We start from the raw sequence: 17635 nt of genomic DNA, 5'->3' as shown, positions 1-17635 counted from the left end.
TTTTACATAAAATACTGGTCTAGTTTCGTGATGTCTTTTTTAAGCAATTTGTCCTTTGATAACTTCAAAAGATATTATTTTTCAGTTGACATACTACCGCAGGTCTTTTTAATACAAGCATATTTTCCTTTTGCTCAAGTTAGACTAGTTTCTTTTTTATAGGGGAGTCTATACGTAAAAAAGGAGATGTAGAAATGGAATGGATATCGGTAATTGGACGGACAATGCTTTTGTATATCATCATCTTAATTATTTTTCGTCTTATGGGTAAACGTGAGATAGGAGAGCTAAGTGTATTAGATTTAGTCGTATTTATTATGCTTGGAGAAATGGCTGTAGTAGCAATTGAAAATACCGATAAATCACTTTGGCATCAATTAGTTCCGATGACTTTTCTTATGTGCATACAAATCATTTTGTCAGTCATTTCATTAAAGTTTCAACGATTTCGGCATTTAATAGAAGGTGAACCAGCAATTATTATTAATGCGGGAAAGATTGATGAAAAAAAGATGAGAAACCAACGATATAATATTGATGATTTAATGATGCAATTAAGGGAACAAGGAGTTGGAGATATTCGGGATGTAGAATATGCTATTTTGGAACCGTCTGGGAAGTTATCTGTCTTTCAAAAACAAAAAAATAAACAAGATACATTGCAGTTTACGCTTCCTCTTATTATTGATGGAGAAATTCAATCTAGTCATTTACAAATGATTGAGCATACAGATGAATGGCTTATTGAGAAATTAAAAAACTTAGGTTATAACGATATAACACAAATTTTATACTGTAGTTTTCAAAATGGACAATTTTTTGTTGATGTAAAAGAAAATTAGAGACTTATCCTTTGGAAGAGTAAGAATGATTAGTATAACTAATAATCAGTGGAGATTACCCCACTGATTAACGTTTCACCTTATTTCAAAAATGAAAGCTTACGAATGATAGGGAGACGACTTAACTCTTCTTTTCGAATGAGTTTGAAAGTGAAGAGAAGTACGATATAAACAATTGTTGTTAAAGTGATTTCCCATAATGTTTGTATGCCAAGGGAATGAGAGAAAATAATATATTTATGAAGATAAAAACCGAAGGCGCCTGCGATACCGATGGCAAGTCCGCCGAAAATATAGTCTTTTGCGTAAATGGTAAATGTAATCTTTTTTAAAACAGTAGCGTAGTGAAGAAATGTTACTGTTACAATATTTGCAGCAATAGCAAGTGCAACCCCCATCATTTGAAACTCTGGCCTTGATGCTAGTACAAAAATAACGATTAATTTCACGATGGCACCAATAAATGTATTCATCATGGCGGCTCTTGCTAAGTTTAAAGCTTGCAAAACAGAGGTAAGTGGACTTTGGAAATAATGAAATAAAAAGCAAGGCGCAAGAAGTTGAATGAATGCTGTTGCGCTGTCTGATCCATACATAAGAGTTAAAACAGGAGAAGCGAATACGTATAATATAACGACAGACCATCCGCCGGTAATTAATGAAATTCGAAGTGCTTGTTGTAAACGGTGCTCTACTAATTTATGTTGTCTTTTTGCCATTGCTTCACTAATAGAAGGAACGAGCGCTGTAGAGAGAGCGTATGTAATAAAGGCGGGTAGTGATAGGAGCGGGAATGCATAACCGTTTAATATACCGTATTGCTGGGTTGCAACAGAAGCAGCGACACCAGCGATTGCTAAGCTTTGCATAACGACAATAGGTTCAAAAAAATATGAAACGGAGCCGATTAAACGACTTCCTGTAGTTGGAAGGGCAATATCCATCAGAGAATAAAATGTCCCTTTGCTTTCCTTTACAGTAGTAAAAAATCCAGAGCGTATTGATAAATGTTTTTCTCGCTGAAATAACGTGAGTAAAAATAATAAGGATGCAACTTCACCGAGAACAGCTGATAACATAGCGCCGGCTGCAGCATATTCTATGCCGTAAGGTAAAAATAATTGAATGCATATAGCGATAATGGTAATGCGGACGACTTGTTCTAGAACTTGCGCATAAGCGCTAGGTTTCATGTTTTGTTTCCCTTGAAAGTAACCACGCAAAACAGAAGAAACAGCAATAACGGGAACAACAGGCAAAATGGCCATTAATGGATAGTACGTTCTTTCGTCGGTTAATAATGTTTTTGCTAAAATAGGTGTGAGGAACATAATTCCGATTGTTAAAATGATACTAATAACGGATGTAACAGCTAGTGATACGGTTAATATTTTTTTAACTCTTTGTTTATCGTTCACAGCTTCCGCTTCTGCTACAAATTTTGCGATGGCGACAGGAAGACCAATTTGTGTCAATGTAATTGCTAAAATGAATGTAGGAACGGCCATCATATAAAGACCAACGCCTTCTTCTCCTAAAATACGTGCCATTACTATGCGGTTGATAAAGCCAAGTATTTTTGTAATAAAGCCGGCTATCATTAAAATAAATGCGCCTTTTAAAAAGCTTTGTCTCGTCATGTTCTTCTCCTACCTTCTCAAAATCAATGGAATGATTTACAATAATTTATATGCACGTACGAGACAAGAATGACAAGCATTTAAGAGAGTGAAGTGTGATAGTGCTCTTGAAAGTAGTTATTGCTGTCCATTAGAGCGGGATTAAAGCGACTTTTTCGTGCTGAAATAAGAAGGAGATGTTATAGATGTTAGATAGAGAGGCTTTGGTAGAATCATACCGCGGACAGTTACAAGTCGTTTTAGAAAGTAAAGTAGAAGAGTTTCAAATGTTCGGTTACGACCGAGTGACAGATGATGACATTTGGAAGTTTCTTAAAGTGAAAAAGTGGAAGAAGATAGACAGCGATGTTAGATTGTATGAATTAGTTAATGACGTATTAACAGTAAGTACTAATGAATATATGACATATTTAACTGTTGAAGCTTACCAAGCGCCACTTTGGTCATTTGATGAGTATGAAAATAAATAACCGACTGCAATTGGTTTGTTCTTCCTTTTGCAGTATAATGATATGTATTGATAAAGAGGAAATAATTGTGTCTAAGATTATATATAAAGGAGGTAGTGAAGAGGAAAATAAATGATGAAAGTGTAGGGAGTGTAAAAGCTTACCTATACAGCTAGTGATGAGCTAGCAAAAATTATAGAAAGGAAGTCTACTAACTAGGCGTATGCACACGTATAGCAGTGAATCGTAAAAGATTTATTGAAAGTGTTAGTAGCAGAAAGAGGGTACATATGGCAAAGCGTGGTACGAGAATTGCCGCCTTTTTCCTCATCGTCTTATTAATCGGTGGAGTAATTGGTGCGGCAGGAAAAGACATAGCAAAAGGAATTAGTCTAGGACTAGACCTTCGCGGTGGTTTTGAAATTCTGTATGAAGTAAAACCAGCCAAAAAAGGTGATAAAATCGATCGAGACGTACTTGTAAGTACAGTAGGTGCTCTTGAAAATCGTGTCAATGTTCTCGGTGTAAGTGAGCCGAACATTCAAATCGAAGGGCAAGATCGAATTCGTGTACAGCTTGCTGGTGTACAAGATCAGCAAAAAGCACGTGAAATGTTATCAACACAAGCGAAATTAACATTCCGTGATGTGGATGATAACCTTCTTATGGATGGAACGGATTTAAAAGGCGGCGGAGCGAAGCAAACATTTGATGAGCAAGGCCGTGCGAGCGTAGGTCTTACACTGAAAAGCGCTGAAAAATTCCGTGCAGTAACTGAAAAGATTTCAAAAATGCCACCACCAACGAATTTAATGGTAATTTGGCTGGACTTTGAAGAAGGAAAAGATTCGTATAAAGCAGAATCTGCAAAACCGAATCCGAAGTTCTTATCAGCGGCAACAGTAAGCCAAGTATTTAACCAAGCTGAGGTATCTATTGTAGGTGGAAACTTCACAGTTGAAAGTGCGAAACAACTTTCATCTTTATTAAATGCAGGTGCACTTCCTGTTGATTTAAAAGAAATGTATTCAACATCTGTTGGAGCGAAATTTGGTCAACAAGCGTTAGAGCAAACGATTTTCGCTAGTGCGATTGGTATCGCTCTTATCTTCTTATTTATGCTTGTATTCTACCGTTTACCAGGACTTGTAGCGGTTATTATGTTAGGTTTATATATTTTCGTTACATTACTTGTCTTTAACTGGATGCATGCAGTTCTTACGTTGCCAGGTATTGCAGCGTTAGTGCTCGGAGTAGGTATCGCAGTTGATGCGAATATTATTACGTACGAGAGACTGAAAGAAGAGCTGAAAATTGGTAAGTCAATGATGTCGGCATTCCGTGCTGGTAACCATCGTTCATTAGCAACAATTTTAGATGCAAACGTTACGACTCTTGCAGCAGCTGGTGTGTTATTCGTTTATGGTAATAGCTCTGTAAAAGGATTCGCAACAAGTTTAATCGTAAGTATTTTAGTCGGTTTCATTACGAACGTATTCGGTACTCGTTTCTTACTAGGTCTACTTGTAAAGAGCCGTTACTTTGATAAAAAACCAGGATATTTTGGTGTGAAACAAAAGGATATTATTCCATTAACAAAAGGTGTAGTACATCCGCCAACGAGATTTGATCGTATTAATTTCGTAAATATCGGTCATAAATTCCTTATTTTCTCGATTGTAGTTGTAATTGCAGGAGCAATTATCTTACCAATTTTCAAATTGAACCTTGGTATTGACTTTGCGAGTGGTACACGTATCGACTTGCAATCAAAACAAGCCGTTACTGTGTCTGATGTTCATAAAGATTTTAAAGAATTGAACATTGATGTGAAGGAAGAAAATATTGTACCGACTGGAGATGACAATAAAGGTTTCGCAGTTCGTACATTAGGTGTTTTATCAAAAGATGAAATTGCGAAAACAAAAACATTCTTCCACGATAAATATGGTACAGATCCAAACGTAAGTACAGTTTCACCGACAATCGGTAAAGAAATTGCACGAAATGCATTTATCGCAGTATTAATTGCTTCTGCGGTTATCATTTTATACGTAAGTATTCGTTTCCGCTTTACGTATGCGTTATCTGCAGTACTTGCATTATTACATGACGCATTCGTTATGATTGTTATGTTTAGTATTTTCCAACTAGAGGTAGACTTAACGTTTATTGCCGCAGTACTAACAATCATCGGTTATTCTATTAATGACTCGATTGTTACATTTGATAGAAACCGTGAATTATACAAACAGAAAAAACGAGTGCGCGATATAAAAGATCTAGAAGAAATCGTAAATGCAAGTATTCGCCAAACGCTTGGTCGTTCGATTAACACCGTATTAACAGTGTTATTCCCAGTAATTGCACTGCTTATCTTCGGTAGTGAGTCACTACGTAACTTCTCGTTTGCGTTACTTGTTGGACTAGTTGTAGGTACGTACTCTTCTGTTTTCGTTGCCTCTCAAATTTGGTTAATGCTTGAAAACCGTCGTTTGAAAAAGGGGAAAAACAAGAAGAAGGTTGAGAAAGTAGAATCTGAACCGCAAGTATAGAAAAGATGATGTCTCTTTATGAGGCATCTCTTTTTTCGTTTGTGGATACAATAAGATAGCAACTTTTTGATGGGAAGAAGATGGAAGAAAGTGGTGGTGTTATCGCTGTTTTTGTTAAAATAAAAAGATAGGTTAAGAAAAGAAGGGATTTTAATTATGGAAAAAGATGAACGTTTTAAACAGGCCGAGTTTGGTGCTATTGTCGGGATCGTTGGTAATATTATATTAGCGATTGTAAAGGCGGTAATTGGTTATATTGGGAACAGTAAAGCACTGTTAGCGGATGCCGTGCATTCTGCATCAGATGTAATTGGTTCGCTAGCTGTACTTTTTGGATTGCGAGCGGCAAAGCAGCCACCTGATGAGGATCATCCGTATGGTCATGGTAAAGCGGAATCGATTTCAGCGATTATTGTAGCGGTATTATTATTTATCGTGGGACTTGAAATCGCGATTTCGTCTATAAAAGCTTTTTCGCAAGAACTAGAACCGCCGAAAGGAATTACGATATTTGCTGTTGTTCTTTCAATCGTCGTGAAAGAAGGAATGTTTCAATATAAATTCCGATTAGGGAAAAGAGTAAACAGTGATGCAATTATTGCAAATGCATATGAGCACCGTTCGGATGTATTTTCTTCAATTGCAGCTTTAATCGGTATTTGTGCAGCTATAATCGGTGGTAAGCTTGGTATAGACTGGCTTGTATACGCTGATCCAATTGCAGGATTAGTTGTTTCACTCCTTGTTGTAAAAATGGCGTGGAGCATTGGAGCGGAAGCAATTCATGCAACGCTTGACCATGTTCTTCATGAGGAGGATGTTATTCCGCTTAGAGAAGCAGTTCTTCAAGTAGATGGTGTGAAAAAAATTGGTTCTTTATATGCACGGGAGCATGGTCATTATGTTATTGTCGATATTAAAGTGTCTGTAGATCCATACATTACTGTAGAAGAAGGACACCGTATTGGAAAACATGTGAAAGAAATACTTATGAAACAAGATAATGTACAAAATGTATTCGTACATATAAATCCGTATTTTCCAAATTAAACATCATTAACATTTTAGTATATAGATATTGCATCGTAGTTTGCATTATATTGTCACCCCTTAATCTGTCTTGTATAATGAACAGGTTAAGGGGTGATTTCGTGTTACAACCGAAGACGCGTTGGAAAGAAAAAGAATATAATGACGAGCGAGTGAGTGAATTAGCAAGTAAATTACAGTTATCGCCACTTGTCGTTTCGTTATTCCTCGGTAGAGGACTCGATACAGAAGATAAGATTTTAGATTTTTTAAATACAGAAAATCAAGAATTTCATGATCCATTTTTATTAGAAGGAATGGATAGAACGGTAGAACGTGTAAATAAGGCGATTCAAAATGGCGAGCAAATATTAATATTTGGTGATTACGATGCGGACGGAGTAAGTAGTACGACAGTTTTATATCTTGCTCTTCAAGAATTAGGTGCAGAAGTAGAATTTTACATTCCAAATCGTTTTACAGAAGGGTATGGACCGAACGAAGAAGCATTTCGTTGGGCGCATAGCGCAGGGTTCTCGCTAATTATTACTGTCGATACTGGTATTGCAGCGGTACATGAAGCGAATGTAGCGAAAGAGCTTGGAATAGATCTAATTATTACAGATCACCATGAGCCACCGCCAGAATTGCCAGAAGCACTTGCGATTATACATCCGAAATTAGATGGCGGTGTATATCCGTTTCACTATTTAGCTGGTGTAGGTGTTGCGTTTAAAGTTGCGCATGCACTATTAGGCCGTGTACCAGAACATTTATTAGAGATCGCAGTAATTGGTACAGTAGCCGATTTAGTATCACTTCATAGTGAAAATAGGTTGCTAGTGAAACGCGGTTTAAAACATATGCGTATGACGAGAAATATTGGTTTGAAGGCATTGTTTAAAGTTGCTAACGTTTCGCAAAGTGAAATTACCGAAGAGAGTATTGGCTTCTCAATTGCACCTCGTATTAATGCGGTCGGGCGTTTAGAAGATGCTGCGCCGGCTGTACACCTTTTATTATCAGATGATCCAGAGGAAGCGAAAGAGCTAGCTGAAGAAATTGATGAGCTGAACAAACTGCGAAAAGATATTGTAAAGCAAATTACAGAAGAAGCTATCGCTGAAGTGGAAAATAACTTCCCACCAGAAGAAAATAAAGTATTAGTACTTGCAAAAGAAGGCTGGAACCCAGGGGTAATTGGAATTGTTGCTTCGAAATTAGTTGAACGTTTTTATCGTCCGACGATTGTATTAAGCATTGATCCTATAAAAGAAACAGCAAAAGGCTCAGCACGTAGTATTGCAGGATTTGATTTGTTTGCAAATTTATCAGATTGTAGAGAGTTATTACCACACTTCGGAGGGCATCCGATGGCAGCGGGAATGACGCTACATATGAATGATGTAGATGAATTACGTCGCCGCTTAAATGAACAAGCAGATGCAATTTTAACAGAAGAAGATTTTATTCCAATTACAGCAGTTGATGTTTTTTGTAAAGTAGAGGATGTAACGCTAGCGGCAATTGAAGATATGCAAAAACTAGCCCCGTTTGGTGTTGGAAATCCGAAACCATGTATTGCAGTAAAAGATGCAGAGTTAGAAAGTATTCGCGCAATCGGATCAGATGGCTCTCATTTAAAAATGGCTCTTCGTGATGGACAAGCAACACTGGATACAATTGGATTTGGTTTTGGTGCATATGCGAAAGAAATCTCTCCAGTTGCAAAAGTATCTGTAATAGGAGAAGCGTCTATTAATGAATGGAATAACTTTAAGAAGCCACAACTAATGGTACAAGATATTGCTGTAGAGGCGTGGCAATTATTTGATTGGCGTAGTATGCGTAATGCAGAAGCAAATTTAGCAGAACTTCCGAAAGAAAAAATAACAATGGTGTATTTTTCTGAAGAGGTATTGAATAAATTTTCTTTAGAGAGCTATAAAGAAAAGCTCATGCATGCTTCAGAAGTAACGCATTTAGATGATCAATATATCGTGTTACTTGATTTACCAAAAGGAACAGATGAATTACGTGAGCTATTTAAGGTAGGATTCCCAGCGCGAATTTATACGCTATTTTATCAAGAGAATAACCACTTATTTAGTACAGTTCCGACGAGAGAACACTTTAAATGGTACTATTCTTTCTTAAGCCAAAAAACACCATTTTCTTTAAGACAATATGGAGAACAACTATGTCGTCATAAAGGTTGGTCAAAAGATACAGTAAATTTCATGACACAGGTGTTTTTTGAGTTAGAATTTGTTACAATAAAAGATGGCGTCATTTTTATGGCAGACAAAAAACAAAAGCGTGATTTAATTGAATCGAACACATATCGTGAGAAAATGAACCACTTACAATTAGAAAAAGAATTGGTTTATAGCACATATCAGCAACTATATACATGGTTTGAAACGATTCGTAATCATAAAGAAGTAGAACAGTTAGGGTAAAGGATTTGTATTTACAAACCTTTTAGATCTGAGGAGGATTCAGAAATATGGATTTCAAGCAACATATCGCAATTGTACCGGATTATCCGAAAGAAGGTATTGTGTTTAAAGACATTACACCTTTAATGAATGACGGTAAAGCATACAAAGCAGCAACAGATGCAATCGTTGAATACGCAAAAGAAAGAGATATCGATGTTGTAGTAGGACCAGAAGCTCGTGGTTTCATTATCGGTTGCCCAGTTTCTTATGCGTTAGAAGTAGGATTTGCACCAGTTCGTAAATTAGGAAAATTACCACGTGAAGTAATTACTGTTGACTACGGTAAAGAATATGGTAAAGATGTTTTAACAATCCATAAAGATGCAATTAAGCCAGGTCAGCGCGTATTAATTACAGATGATCTATTAGCTACAGGTGGAACAATCGAAGCGACAATTAAGTTAGTTGAAGAGCTAGGCGGAGTTGTAGCAGGAATTGCATTCTTAGTAGAACTTACTTACTTAGATGGTCGTAAAATGTTAGATGGTTACGATGTATTAGTATTAGAAAAATACTAATCACTATATAGGTAAAACTACGGTGATAAAAAGTACCCGTGAATCTCTTGGAGAGGAGCGGGTACTTTTGTATAATTGAACAAAAAATTATGGTGAAATGTCAGTAAAATCTTTTCCTTTTCACAATTCACAATCATTGGGTTATAATGATAGAATATAATTTATTCTATTAAATAAAGATAAAGTCAATTTTCAATAAAAGGTGATTCGATGGCAAATGAGCAGGTACTAACAGCTGAACAGGTACTCGAGAAAGCAAGTCAATATTTAGCGGATGAAGATATTGAGCTAGTGGCACGTGCCTATGAATATGCACGTGATGCGCATAGCGAACAATATAGAAAATCGGGTGAACCGTATATTATTCATCCGATTCAAGTTGCAGGTATTTTAGTTGATTTACACATGGATCCAGCTACGGTATCAGCAGGTTTCTTACATGATGTAGTGGAAGATACAGAGATTACGTTAGAAGATATTGAACGGGAATTTAACAAAGAAATTGCTATGCTTGTTGATGGCGTTACAAAGCTTGGGAAGATCAAATATAAATCTCACGAACAACAACAAGCAGAAAACCATCGCAAAATGTTTATTGCAATGGCTCAAGATATTCGAGTTATTTTAATTAAACTAGCTGATCGTCTTCATAATATGCGTACATTGAAACATTTGCCTCAAGAGAAGCAGCGTCGCATAGCGAATGAAACGTTAGAAATCTTTGCACCTTTGGCACATAGACTCGGAATTAGTACTATTAAATGGGAGCTAGAGGATACGTCACTTCGCTATTTAAATCCACAACAATATTATCGTATTGTAAATTTAATGAAGCGTAAACGTGCAGAACGTGAAGAATATTTAGACGAAGTAATGACTGGTATTCGTGAGAAATTAAAAGAAGTTGCAATTCAACCTGAGATTTCTGGAAGACCGAAACATATTTACAGTATTTATCGTAAAATGGCACTGCAAAATAAGCAGTTCAATGAAATTTACGATTTATTAGCTGTACGTGTCGTTGTAAATAGTATTAAAGATTGTTATGCGGTGCTTGGAATTATTCATACGTGCTGGAAGCCGATGCCAGGTCGTTTTAAAGATTATATTGCAATGCCAAAAGCAAATCTATATCAATCTCTTCATACGACTGTAATTGGACCGAAAGGTGATCCACTTGAAGTGCAAATTCGTACGAAAGAAATGCATGAAATTGCAGAATTTGGGATCGCGGCACACTGGGCATACAAAGAAGGAAAAACAGCAGAAACAACAGGTACATTAGAGAAGAAACTCACATGGTTCCGTCAAATATTAGAATGGCAAAATGAAGCTTCTAATGCAGAAGAATTTATGGAGTCATTAAAAATTGATTTATTCTCTGACATGGTATTCGTCTTTACACCGAAAGGCGATGTAATGGAATTACCACTTGGATCTGTTCCAATTGATTTCGCGTATCGTGTCCATTCGGAAATTGGGAATAAAACAATTGGTGCAAAAGTAAATGGGAAAATGGTGACGCTGGATTATAAATTAAAAACAGGCGACATCATTGAAATTTTAACGTCGAAACATTCATATGGCCCAAGCCAGGATTGGGTAAAACTTGCTCAAACATCTCATGCGAAAAATAAAATTCGTCAATTCTTTAAGAAACAACGTAGAGACGAAAATATTGAAAAAGGCCGTGAACTTGTTGAAAAGGAAGTACGTGGTCTAGAGTATGAGATGAAAGAAGTATTGGCGCCGGATAACTTAAAACGCGTCGCTGAGAAATTTAACTTTGCAAATGAAGAAGATATGTTTGCAGCAGTTGGATATAGCGGAATTACAGCTTCGCAAATTGTTACGCGACTAACGGACAAGTTCCGCAAACAACGCGAAGAAGAAGAAATTGTTGAAGTTAAAGAAGTCCGTAAACCGATGAAAATTCGAAAATGGGATTCTGGTGTAAAGGTAAGCGGTGCTGATAATTTATTAATCCGTTTATCGAAATGCTGTAACCCAGTTCCGGGCGATGATATCGTTGGGTATATTACGAAAGGCCGAGGTGTATCAATTCACCGCCGTGATTGTGTAAATGTTCATACAGAAGAAGCTGTAGAACGATTATTAGAGGTAGAGTGGGAAGGTAGCCCTGAAAAAGAAATTGAGTATAACGTTGATATTGAAATTTCAGGTTACGATCGCCGCGGTTTATTAAATGAAGTACTGCAAGCTGTTACAGAGACGAAAACATACATTTCAGCTGTTTCTGGTAGAAGTGACCGTAATAAGATGGCAACAATTAATATGTCAATCTCGATTCGTAACTTACAACACTTGAAAAAAGTAGTAGAACGCATTAAACGCGTTCCAGAAATTTATGCAGTACGACGCATGATGCATTAATAGGGAGTGTAGAAAGATGAGAGTTGTTTTACAACGATCAAAGAAAGCGTCTGTCACAGTAGACGGTGAGATCGTAGGACAAATTCCGTTCGGTTTAACATTACTAGTTGGCATTACGCACGAAGATACAGAAAAAGATGCAACTTACATTGCGGAAAAAATTGCAAACTTACGTATTTTTGAAGATGAGAGCGGAAAGATGAATCATTCTGTACTTGATGTAGAAGGACAAGTTCTATCTATTTCGCAATTCACATTATACGGAGATTGCCGCAAGGGCAGACGTCCAAACTTTATGGATGCTGCGAAACCTGATTATGCAGAGCGTTTATACGATTTCTTTAATGAAGAAGTTCGTAAACAAGGATTACATGTGGAAACAGGGAAGTTTGGAGCAATGATGGACGTTTCTTTAATCAATGATGGTCCGGTGACCTTAATTGTAGAAAGTAAATAGTGTTCATAAAAAAGAGAGGGTTATATAATCCTCTCTTTTTTATACATTGTTGTATGTTTTGTTCATTTATTTGGAATCAATAGCAGTTTCGGTTATGTATAACTCTCTCATCAATATGGAACAATAAAAAGTAAAACATCCATATTGAATGTGAGGGATATACGTATGCGTATGAATGAAAAAGGGCATTCTGTTACAAATGGTGCAAATCAACTGTTTAACGTGAATTTTCATGATTTTATTTCAAAAGAGCAAAACAATACTTCAATGGAGCTTGCTTCGGAGTTTGGGATTTCTCTTCAAGATGTAAAGCGTTTAAAGAAGCAGATTGAACGTTCTTAGAGCACTTGACAATCCTACTTAACAAACGTATAGTAATTTTATATTTACATATGAATATAACCGTTGATAGAGAAGAGTAAATGAGACACACATGGAAAGAGAAGGAATGTCTTAGGCTGAAAACATTTCTGCATGATGACTGATTGAATGACACTCTAGAGGTTTCAACTTGAACGGCATATATGCTTAGTAGGGATGAACGCATATTTAAGCGTTATTAAAAAAGTGGAAGCATACGTGCTTCAATTAGGGTGGCACCACGGGTATAATACTCTCGTCCCTACTGTTTAAACAGTAGAGGCGGGAGTTTTTTTATTTTTATTAAGATTAAAACAATTTGAGGAGGAACTGAATATGTCTATTCAAATCCCACGCGGAACGCAAGATATTCTTCCAGGCACTGTTGAGTTATGGCAGTATATCGAAGGGCAAGCACGCGAAATTTGCCGTCGTTACAATTATAAAGAAATTCGTACACCAATCTTTGAACACACTGAGCTATTTTTACGCGGTGTTGGTGATACGACAGATATCGTACAAAAAGAAATGTACTCATTCCAAGATCGTGGAGAGCGTAGCTTAACATTACGTCCAGAAGGTACTGCACCTGTTGTACGTTCTTACGTTGAAAATAAAATGTTTGGTGATGCGACACAACCAACGAAATTATACTATATCGGTCAAATGTTCCGTTATGAAAGACCACAAGCAGGTCGCTATCGTCAATTCGTACAATTCGGTATCGAAGCAATCGGCAGTAATGACCCTGCAATTGATGCAGAAGTAATTGCACTTGCTGTTGAATTTTACCGCGGCATGGGCTTAAAAAATATTAAAGTTGTATTAAACAGTTTAGGTGACGCAGCGAGCCGTCAAGCACACCGTGATGCATTAATCGCACACTTTGAGCCACGTATCGGCGAATTCTGTTCTGACTGTCAATCTCGCTTAGAAAAGAACCCACTTCGAATTTTAGACTGTAAGAAGGACCGTAACCATGAATTAATGGGAACAGCACCATCTATTACAGAATACTTAAACGAAGATTCAGCAGTATACTATGACAAAGTTCAAGAACTATTAACGATGATGGATGTTCCATTTGAAAAAGATCCGAACTTAGTGCGTGGTTTAGACTACTATCAACACACTGTTTTTGAAATTATGAGTGAGGCAGAAGGTTTCGGTGCGATCACTACATTAAGCGGTGGTGGCCGTTATAACGGACTTGTACAAGAAATCGGTGGACCAGAAATGCCAGGTATCGGTTTTGCAATGAGTATTGAACGTTTAATTATGGCGCTAAAAGCTGAAAACATTGAATTACCACTTGAACATAGCATTGATTGTTACGTTGTAGCGCTTGGCGAAAAAGCGAAAGACCATGCTGCAAAAGTTGCGTTCGATCTTCGTAAAGCTGGATTGTCAGTTGAAAAAGATTATTTAGATCGCAAAATGAAAGCACAATTTAAATCAGCAGATCGTCTAAAGGCGAAATTTGTAGCTGTATTAGGAGAAGATGAGCTAGATAAAGGCATCATTAACTTAAAAGATATGGCAACAGGTGAACAAGAAGAAGTAGCGTTAGATGTATTTGCTTCATACGTAGCAGAGAAATTAATATAGGGGGAACTTACAGTGGCTGAAAGAACACATGCATGTGGAAAAGTAACAGTAGAAGCTGTTGGACAAACAGTTCAATTAAAAGGTTGGGTACAAAAACGCCGTGACTTAGGTGGATTAATCTTTATCGATTTACGTGACCGTACAGGTATCGTACAAGTTGTATTTAACCCAGAAACATCAAAAGAAGCGTTAGAAGTAGCAGAAACAATTCGTAGCGAATACGTATTACACGTAGAAGGTACAGTTGTTGAACGTGGTGAAGGCGCAATTAATGACAATATGGCAACTGGTCGTATTGAAGTACAAGCAACAAAAGTAAATGTACTAAATGCAGCGAAAACAACGCCAATTATCATTGCTGATGATACAGATGCATCAGAAGATGTGCGTTTAAAATATCGTTATTTAGACTTACGTCGTCCTGTAATGTTCAACACATTCAAAATGCGTCACGACGTAACAAAAACAATTCGTAACTTCTTAGATACAGAAGAGTTCTTAGAAGTAGAAACACCAATTTTAACGAAAAGCACGCCAGAAGGAGCTCGTGACTATTTAGTGCCAAGTCGTGTACATGATGGTGAATTCTATGCATTACCACAGTCACCACAGTTATTTAAACAGCTTCTTATGGTCGGCGGATTTGAGCGTTACTATCAAGTAGCACGTTGTTTCCGTGATGAAGATTTACGTGCGGATCGTCAACCAGAATTCACGCAAATCGATATCGAAGCTTCATTCTTAACACAAGATGAAATTTTAGATATGATGGAGCGTATGATGACGAAAGTTATGAAGGATGCAAAAGGTGTAGAAGTGAGTGCACCATTCCCTCGTATGAAATATGCTGATGCAATGGCTCGCTACGGTTCTGATAAGCCAGATACACGCTTTGAAATGGAACTAACAGACTTATCTGAGTTTGCTGCAGGTTGTGGCTTTAAAGTATTTACAAGTGCTGTAGAAAGCGGCGGACAAGTAAAAGCAATTAATGCAAAAGGTGCTGCAAGTAAATATTCTCGTAAAGACATCGATGCATTAACTGAATTCGTGAAAGTATACGGTGCAAAAGGTCTAGCTTGGCTTAAAGTTGAAGAAGACGGACTAAAAGGACCGATTGCGAAATTCTTCGGTGAAGAAGATGCAAATGTGTTAATGAGCACATTAGAAGCTACTGCTGGCGACTTATTACTATTCGTAGCAGATAAGAAGAGCGTTGTTGCAGATAGCTTAGGCGCACTTCGTTTACGTCTAGGTAAAGAGCTTGAGTTAATTGATGAAAGTAAATTTAACTTCCTATGGGTAACTGATTGGCCACTACTTGAGTACGATGAAGATGCAGATCGTTACTTCGCAGCTCACCACCCATTCACAATGCCATTCCGTGAAGACGTTGAGTTACTAGAAACAGCACCAGAAAAAGCACGTGCACAAGCATATGACCTTGTATTAAACGGTTATGAGCTTGGTGGTGGATCACTTCGTATTTACGAGCGTGACGTACAAGAAAAAATGTTCAAAGCACTTGGATTCTCACAAGAAGAAGCGCAAGAGCAATTCGGATTCTTATTAGAAGCATTCGAATACGGTACACCACCACACGGCGGAATCGCATTAGGTTTAGATCGTCTTGTTATGTTACTTGCAGGCCGTACGAACCTTCGTGATACAATTGCATTCCCGAAAACAGCAAGCGCAAGCTGCTTATTAACAGAAGCTCCAAGCCCAGTTGCAGAAGCGCAGCTTGAAGAACTGAACTTAAAATTAAGCTTGAAAGAAGAGAAGTAAGAATAGGGTCTAGATGGTTATACTATAACCGTCTAGATTTTTTTTGAGAGGTTGTTTAAAAAGTCCGGTTTAGATAACTGTCGCATCTCATCGTTGCCTCGCCAGTCCGGTGCTCGAGTAGTATTTCTACACTGCGCTCCTCCTGGCTTCAGCGCCTCAATCTGCTCGGTTATCTAAATCCTCCTTTTTAAACGTGTATTTAGGAAGAAATAAAATTCTGGTCTATGTTTTCATTCTCGAAATATGTATTTTTAGGAATTCTATAACTTTTTCTATACAAATAGTCGGAAAAACGCTAGAATACATGGTAGACCATTTTTGTAATAGGAGTGTAGAGCTGAATGTTACATCAATTTTCACGTAATGAATTAGCCTTTGGTAAAGAAGGACTTGAAATATTAAAAAATAGTACAGTCGGTATTTTAGGAATTGGCGGCGTAGGTTCTTTTGCAGCTGAAGCGTTAGCACGTTCTGGCGTAGGACGTCTCGTATTAGTTGATAAAGACGTTGTAGATATTACAAACGTAAACCGTCAAATTCACGCTTTAGTATCTACTGTAGGACGTTCAAAAGTAGAATTAATGAAAGAGCGTATCGCGGACATTAACCCAGAGTGTGAAGTAATTGGACTAGAAATGTTTTATACAGATGAAACATATGAAGAGTTCTTTAAGTACGGTTTAGACTTCGTAGTGGATGCATCTGATACGATTACGTTCAAAATTCATTTAATTAAACAATGTTTACGTCGTAAAATTAAAATTATCTCAAGTATGGGTGCAGCAAATAAAATGGACCCAACTCGTTTCCGTATTGCGGACATCTCTAAAACACATACAGATCCAATTGCGAAAGTCATTCGTACGAAGCTTCGTAAAGAGGGTATTAAAAAAGGTGTAAAAGTTGTCTTCTCTGACGAAAACCCAATCGTAATTCGTGAAGAAGTACGTAAAGAAATTGTACCAGACGAGAATGCAAAAATTCGTAAGGCGAAACTACCGCCTTCATCAAATGCATTCGTACCATCTGTGGCAGGCTTAATTATGGCAAGTCACGTTGTACGTGAACGCATTAAAAACGTAGAAGTGAAACGTGTAGGGCAAGAATAAAAGAAAAGCATATATCCATTTTGGATATATGCTTTTTTATATGTATTAAAGAAATATGAATATTTGCATCACTACTAGTTCAAATGTAAGTAAGGTTAGTAAGCAATAATCATATTTATCTGATTTATAGGCGGATGTCTTTTTTAGACTGTTAATGGTGAAAAGAGCTAAAGTTAGGACGAGAAGGCCAAGAGTTATTTTGAAGATTATTAATGAAATAGCAACCATCTCCCTTTAAAGGTATATGTTTATAATAACATTTTAGTAAAAAATATCTAATCTGTTGTAGGAGTTTCCTTGTATGACAAGGAGGAATGTTATTGTCAATCTTTGTCGTTAAATCGATATCCTTTATTGAATCGTTGATATATTGCAAGTTGTG

General features: G+C 37.1%; 13 protein-coding genes and 1 other annotated feature. Of the genes, 12 read left to right on the top strand and 1 reads right to left on the bottom strand.

Annotated features, from left to right (window positions below):
* The first annotated feature begins 194 nt into the window (after positions 1–194).
* Entirely contained in the window at positions 195–842 is a 648-nt protein-coding gene (locus MR168_RS11925; RefSeq protein WP_000454838.1) for a DUF421 domain-containing protein, read from the top strand.
* A gap of 80 nt (positions 843–922) precedes the next feature.
* Here MR168_RS11925 and spoVB read toward each other — a convergent pair whose 3' ends face one another.
* Positions 923–2482 (bottom strand): stage V sporulation protein B, encoded by a 1560-nt coding sequence (spoVB, locus tag MR168_RS11920; protein WP_000198301.1) that lies wholly within the window; start codon positions 2480–2482, stop codon positions 923–925.
* 185 nt (positions 2483–2667) lie between these two features.
* On the opposite strand from spoVB, the gene MR168_RS11915 reads away from it, so the two are divergent.
* The 11 genes from MR168_RS11915 to MR168_RS11865 all read left to right on the top strand — a co-directional run bounded on the left by MR168_RS11915 (position 2668) and on the right by MR168_RS11865 (position 17253).
* Complete coding sequence (locus MR168_RS11915) at positions 2668–2952, top strand: post-transcriptional regulator (RefSeq protein ID WP_000886979.1); 285 nt, start codon at positions 2668–2670, stop codon at positions 2950–2952.
* Between the two features lie 269 nt (positions 2953–3221).
* Positions 3222–5486, top strand: coding sequence for a protein translocase subunit SecDF (gene secDF, locus MR168_RS11910; RefSeq protein WP_086389511.1), 2265 nt, complete (start codon positions 3222–3224; stop codon positions 5484–5486).
* Between the two features lie 156 nt (positions 5487–5642).
* Positions 5643–6536, top strand: a complete 894-nt coding sequence (locus MR168_RS11905) for a cation diffusion facilitator family transporter (RefSeq protein ID WP_086411434.1) — start codon at positions 5643–5645, stop codon at positions 6534–6536.
* Between the two features lie 101 nt (positions 6537–6637).
* Positions 6638–8977 carry a single-stranded-DNA-specific exonuclease RecJ gene (gene recJ / locus MR168_RS11900; RefSeq protein WP_086411435.1) on the top strand — a complete coding sequence of 780 codons (2340 nt, stop codon included), beginning with the start codon at positions 6638–6640 and terminating at the stop codon, positions 8975–8977.
* A gap of 47 nt (positions 8978–9024) precedes the next feature.
* Positions 9025–9537 (top strand): adenine phosphoribosyltransferase, encoded by a 513-nt coding sequence (locus MR168_RS11895; protein ID WP_000346215.1) that lies wholly within the window; start codon positions 9025–9027, stop codon positions 9535–9537.
* Positions 9538–9747: 210 nt separating this feature from the next.
* Complete coding sequence (gene relA, locus MR168_RS11890) at positions 9748–11931, top strand: GTP diphosphokinase (RefSeq protein WP_001262795.1); 2184 nt, start codon at positions 9748–9750, stop codon at positions 11929–11931.
* A gap of 16 nt (positions 11932–11947) precedes the next feature.
* Positions 11948–12388: a D-tyrosyl-tRNA(Tyr) deacylase gene (locus MR168_RS11885; protein WP_001266965.1), complete on the top strand. Its 441-nt coding sequence runs from the start codon at positions 11948–11950 to the stop codon at positions 12386–12388.
* Positions 12389–12553: 165 nt separating this feature from the next.
* Complete coding sequence (locus tag MR168_RS11880; protein ID WP_001242605.1) at positions 12554–12730, top strand: hypothetical protein; 177 nt, start codon at positions 12554–12556, stop codon at positions 12728–12730.
* 54 nt (positions 12731–12784) lie between these two features.
* Positions 12785–13015 (top strand) — a binding site (T-box leader).
* Between the two features lie 69 nt (positions 13016–13084).
* Positions 13085–14356: a histidine--tRNA ligase gene (gene hisS / locus MR168_RS11875; protein WP_000027084.1), complete on the top strand. Its 1272-nt coding sequence runs from the start codon at positions 13085–13087 to the stop codon at positions 14354–14356.
* A gap of 12 nt (positions 14357–14368) precedes the next feature.
* Positions 14369–16144, top strand: coding sequence for an aspartate--tRNA ligase (gene aspS / locus MR168_RS11870; RefSeq protein ID WP_000840898.1), 1776 nt, complete (start codon positions 14369–14371; stop codon positions 16142–16144).
* 341 nt (positions 16145–16485) lie between these two features.
* Positions 16486–17253, top strand: coding sequence for a tRNA threonylcarbamoyladenosine dehydratase (locus MR168_RS11865; RefSeq protein ID WP_000903179.1), 768 nt, complete (start codon positions 16486–16488; stop codon positions 17251–17253).
* Positions 17254–17635: the final 382 nt, after the last annotated feature.

Origin of the sequence: Bacillus cereus group sp. BfR-BA-01356, assembly GCF_022663635.1 — a bacterium.
GTDB classification, from domain to species: Bacteria; Bacillota; Bacilli; order Bacillales; family Bacillaceae_G; genus Bacillus_A; species Bacillus_A cereus.
This window is presented reverse-complemented; position numbering and strand designations above follow the sequence as displayed.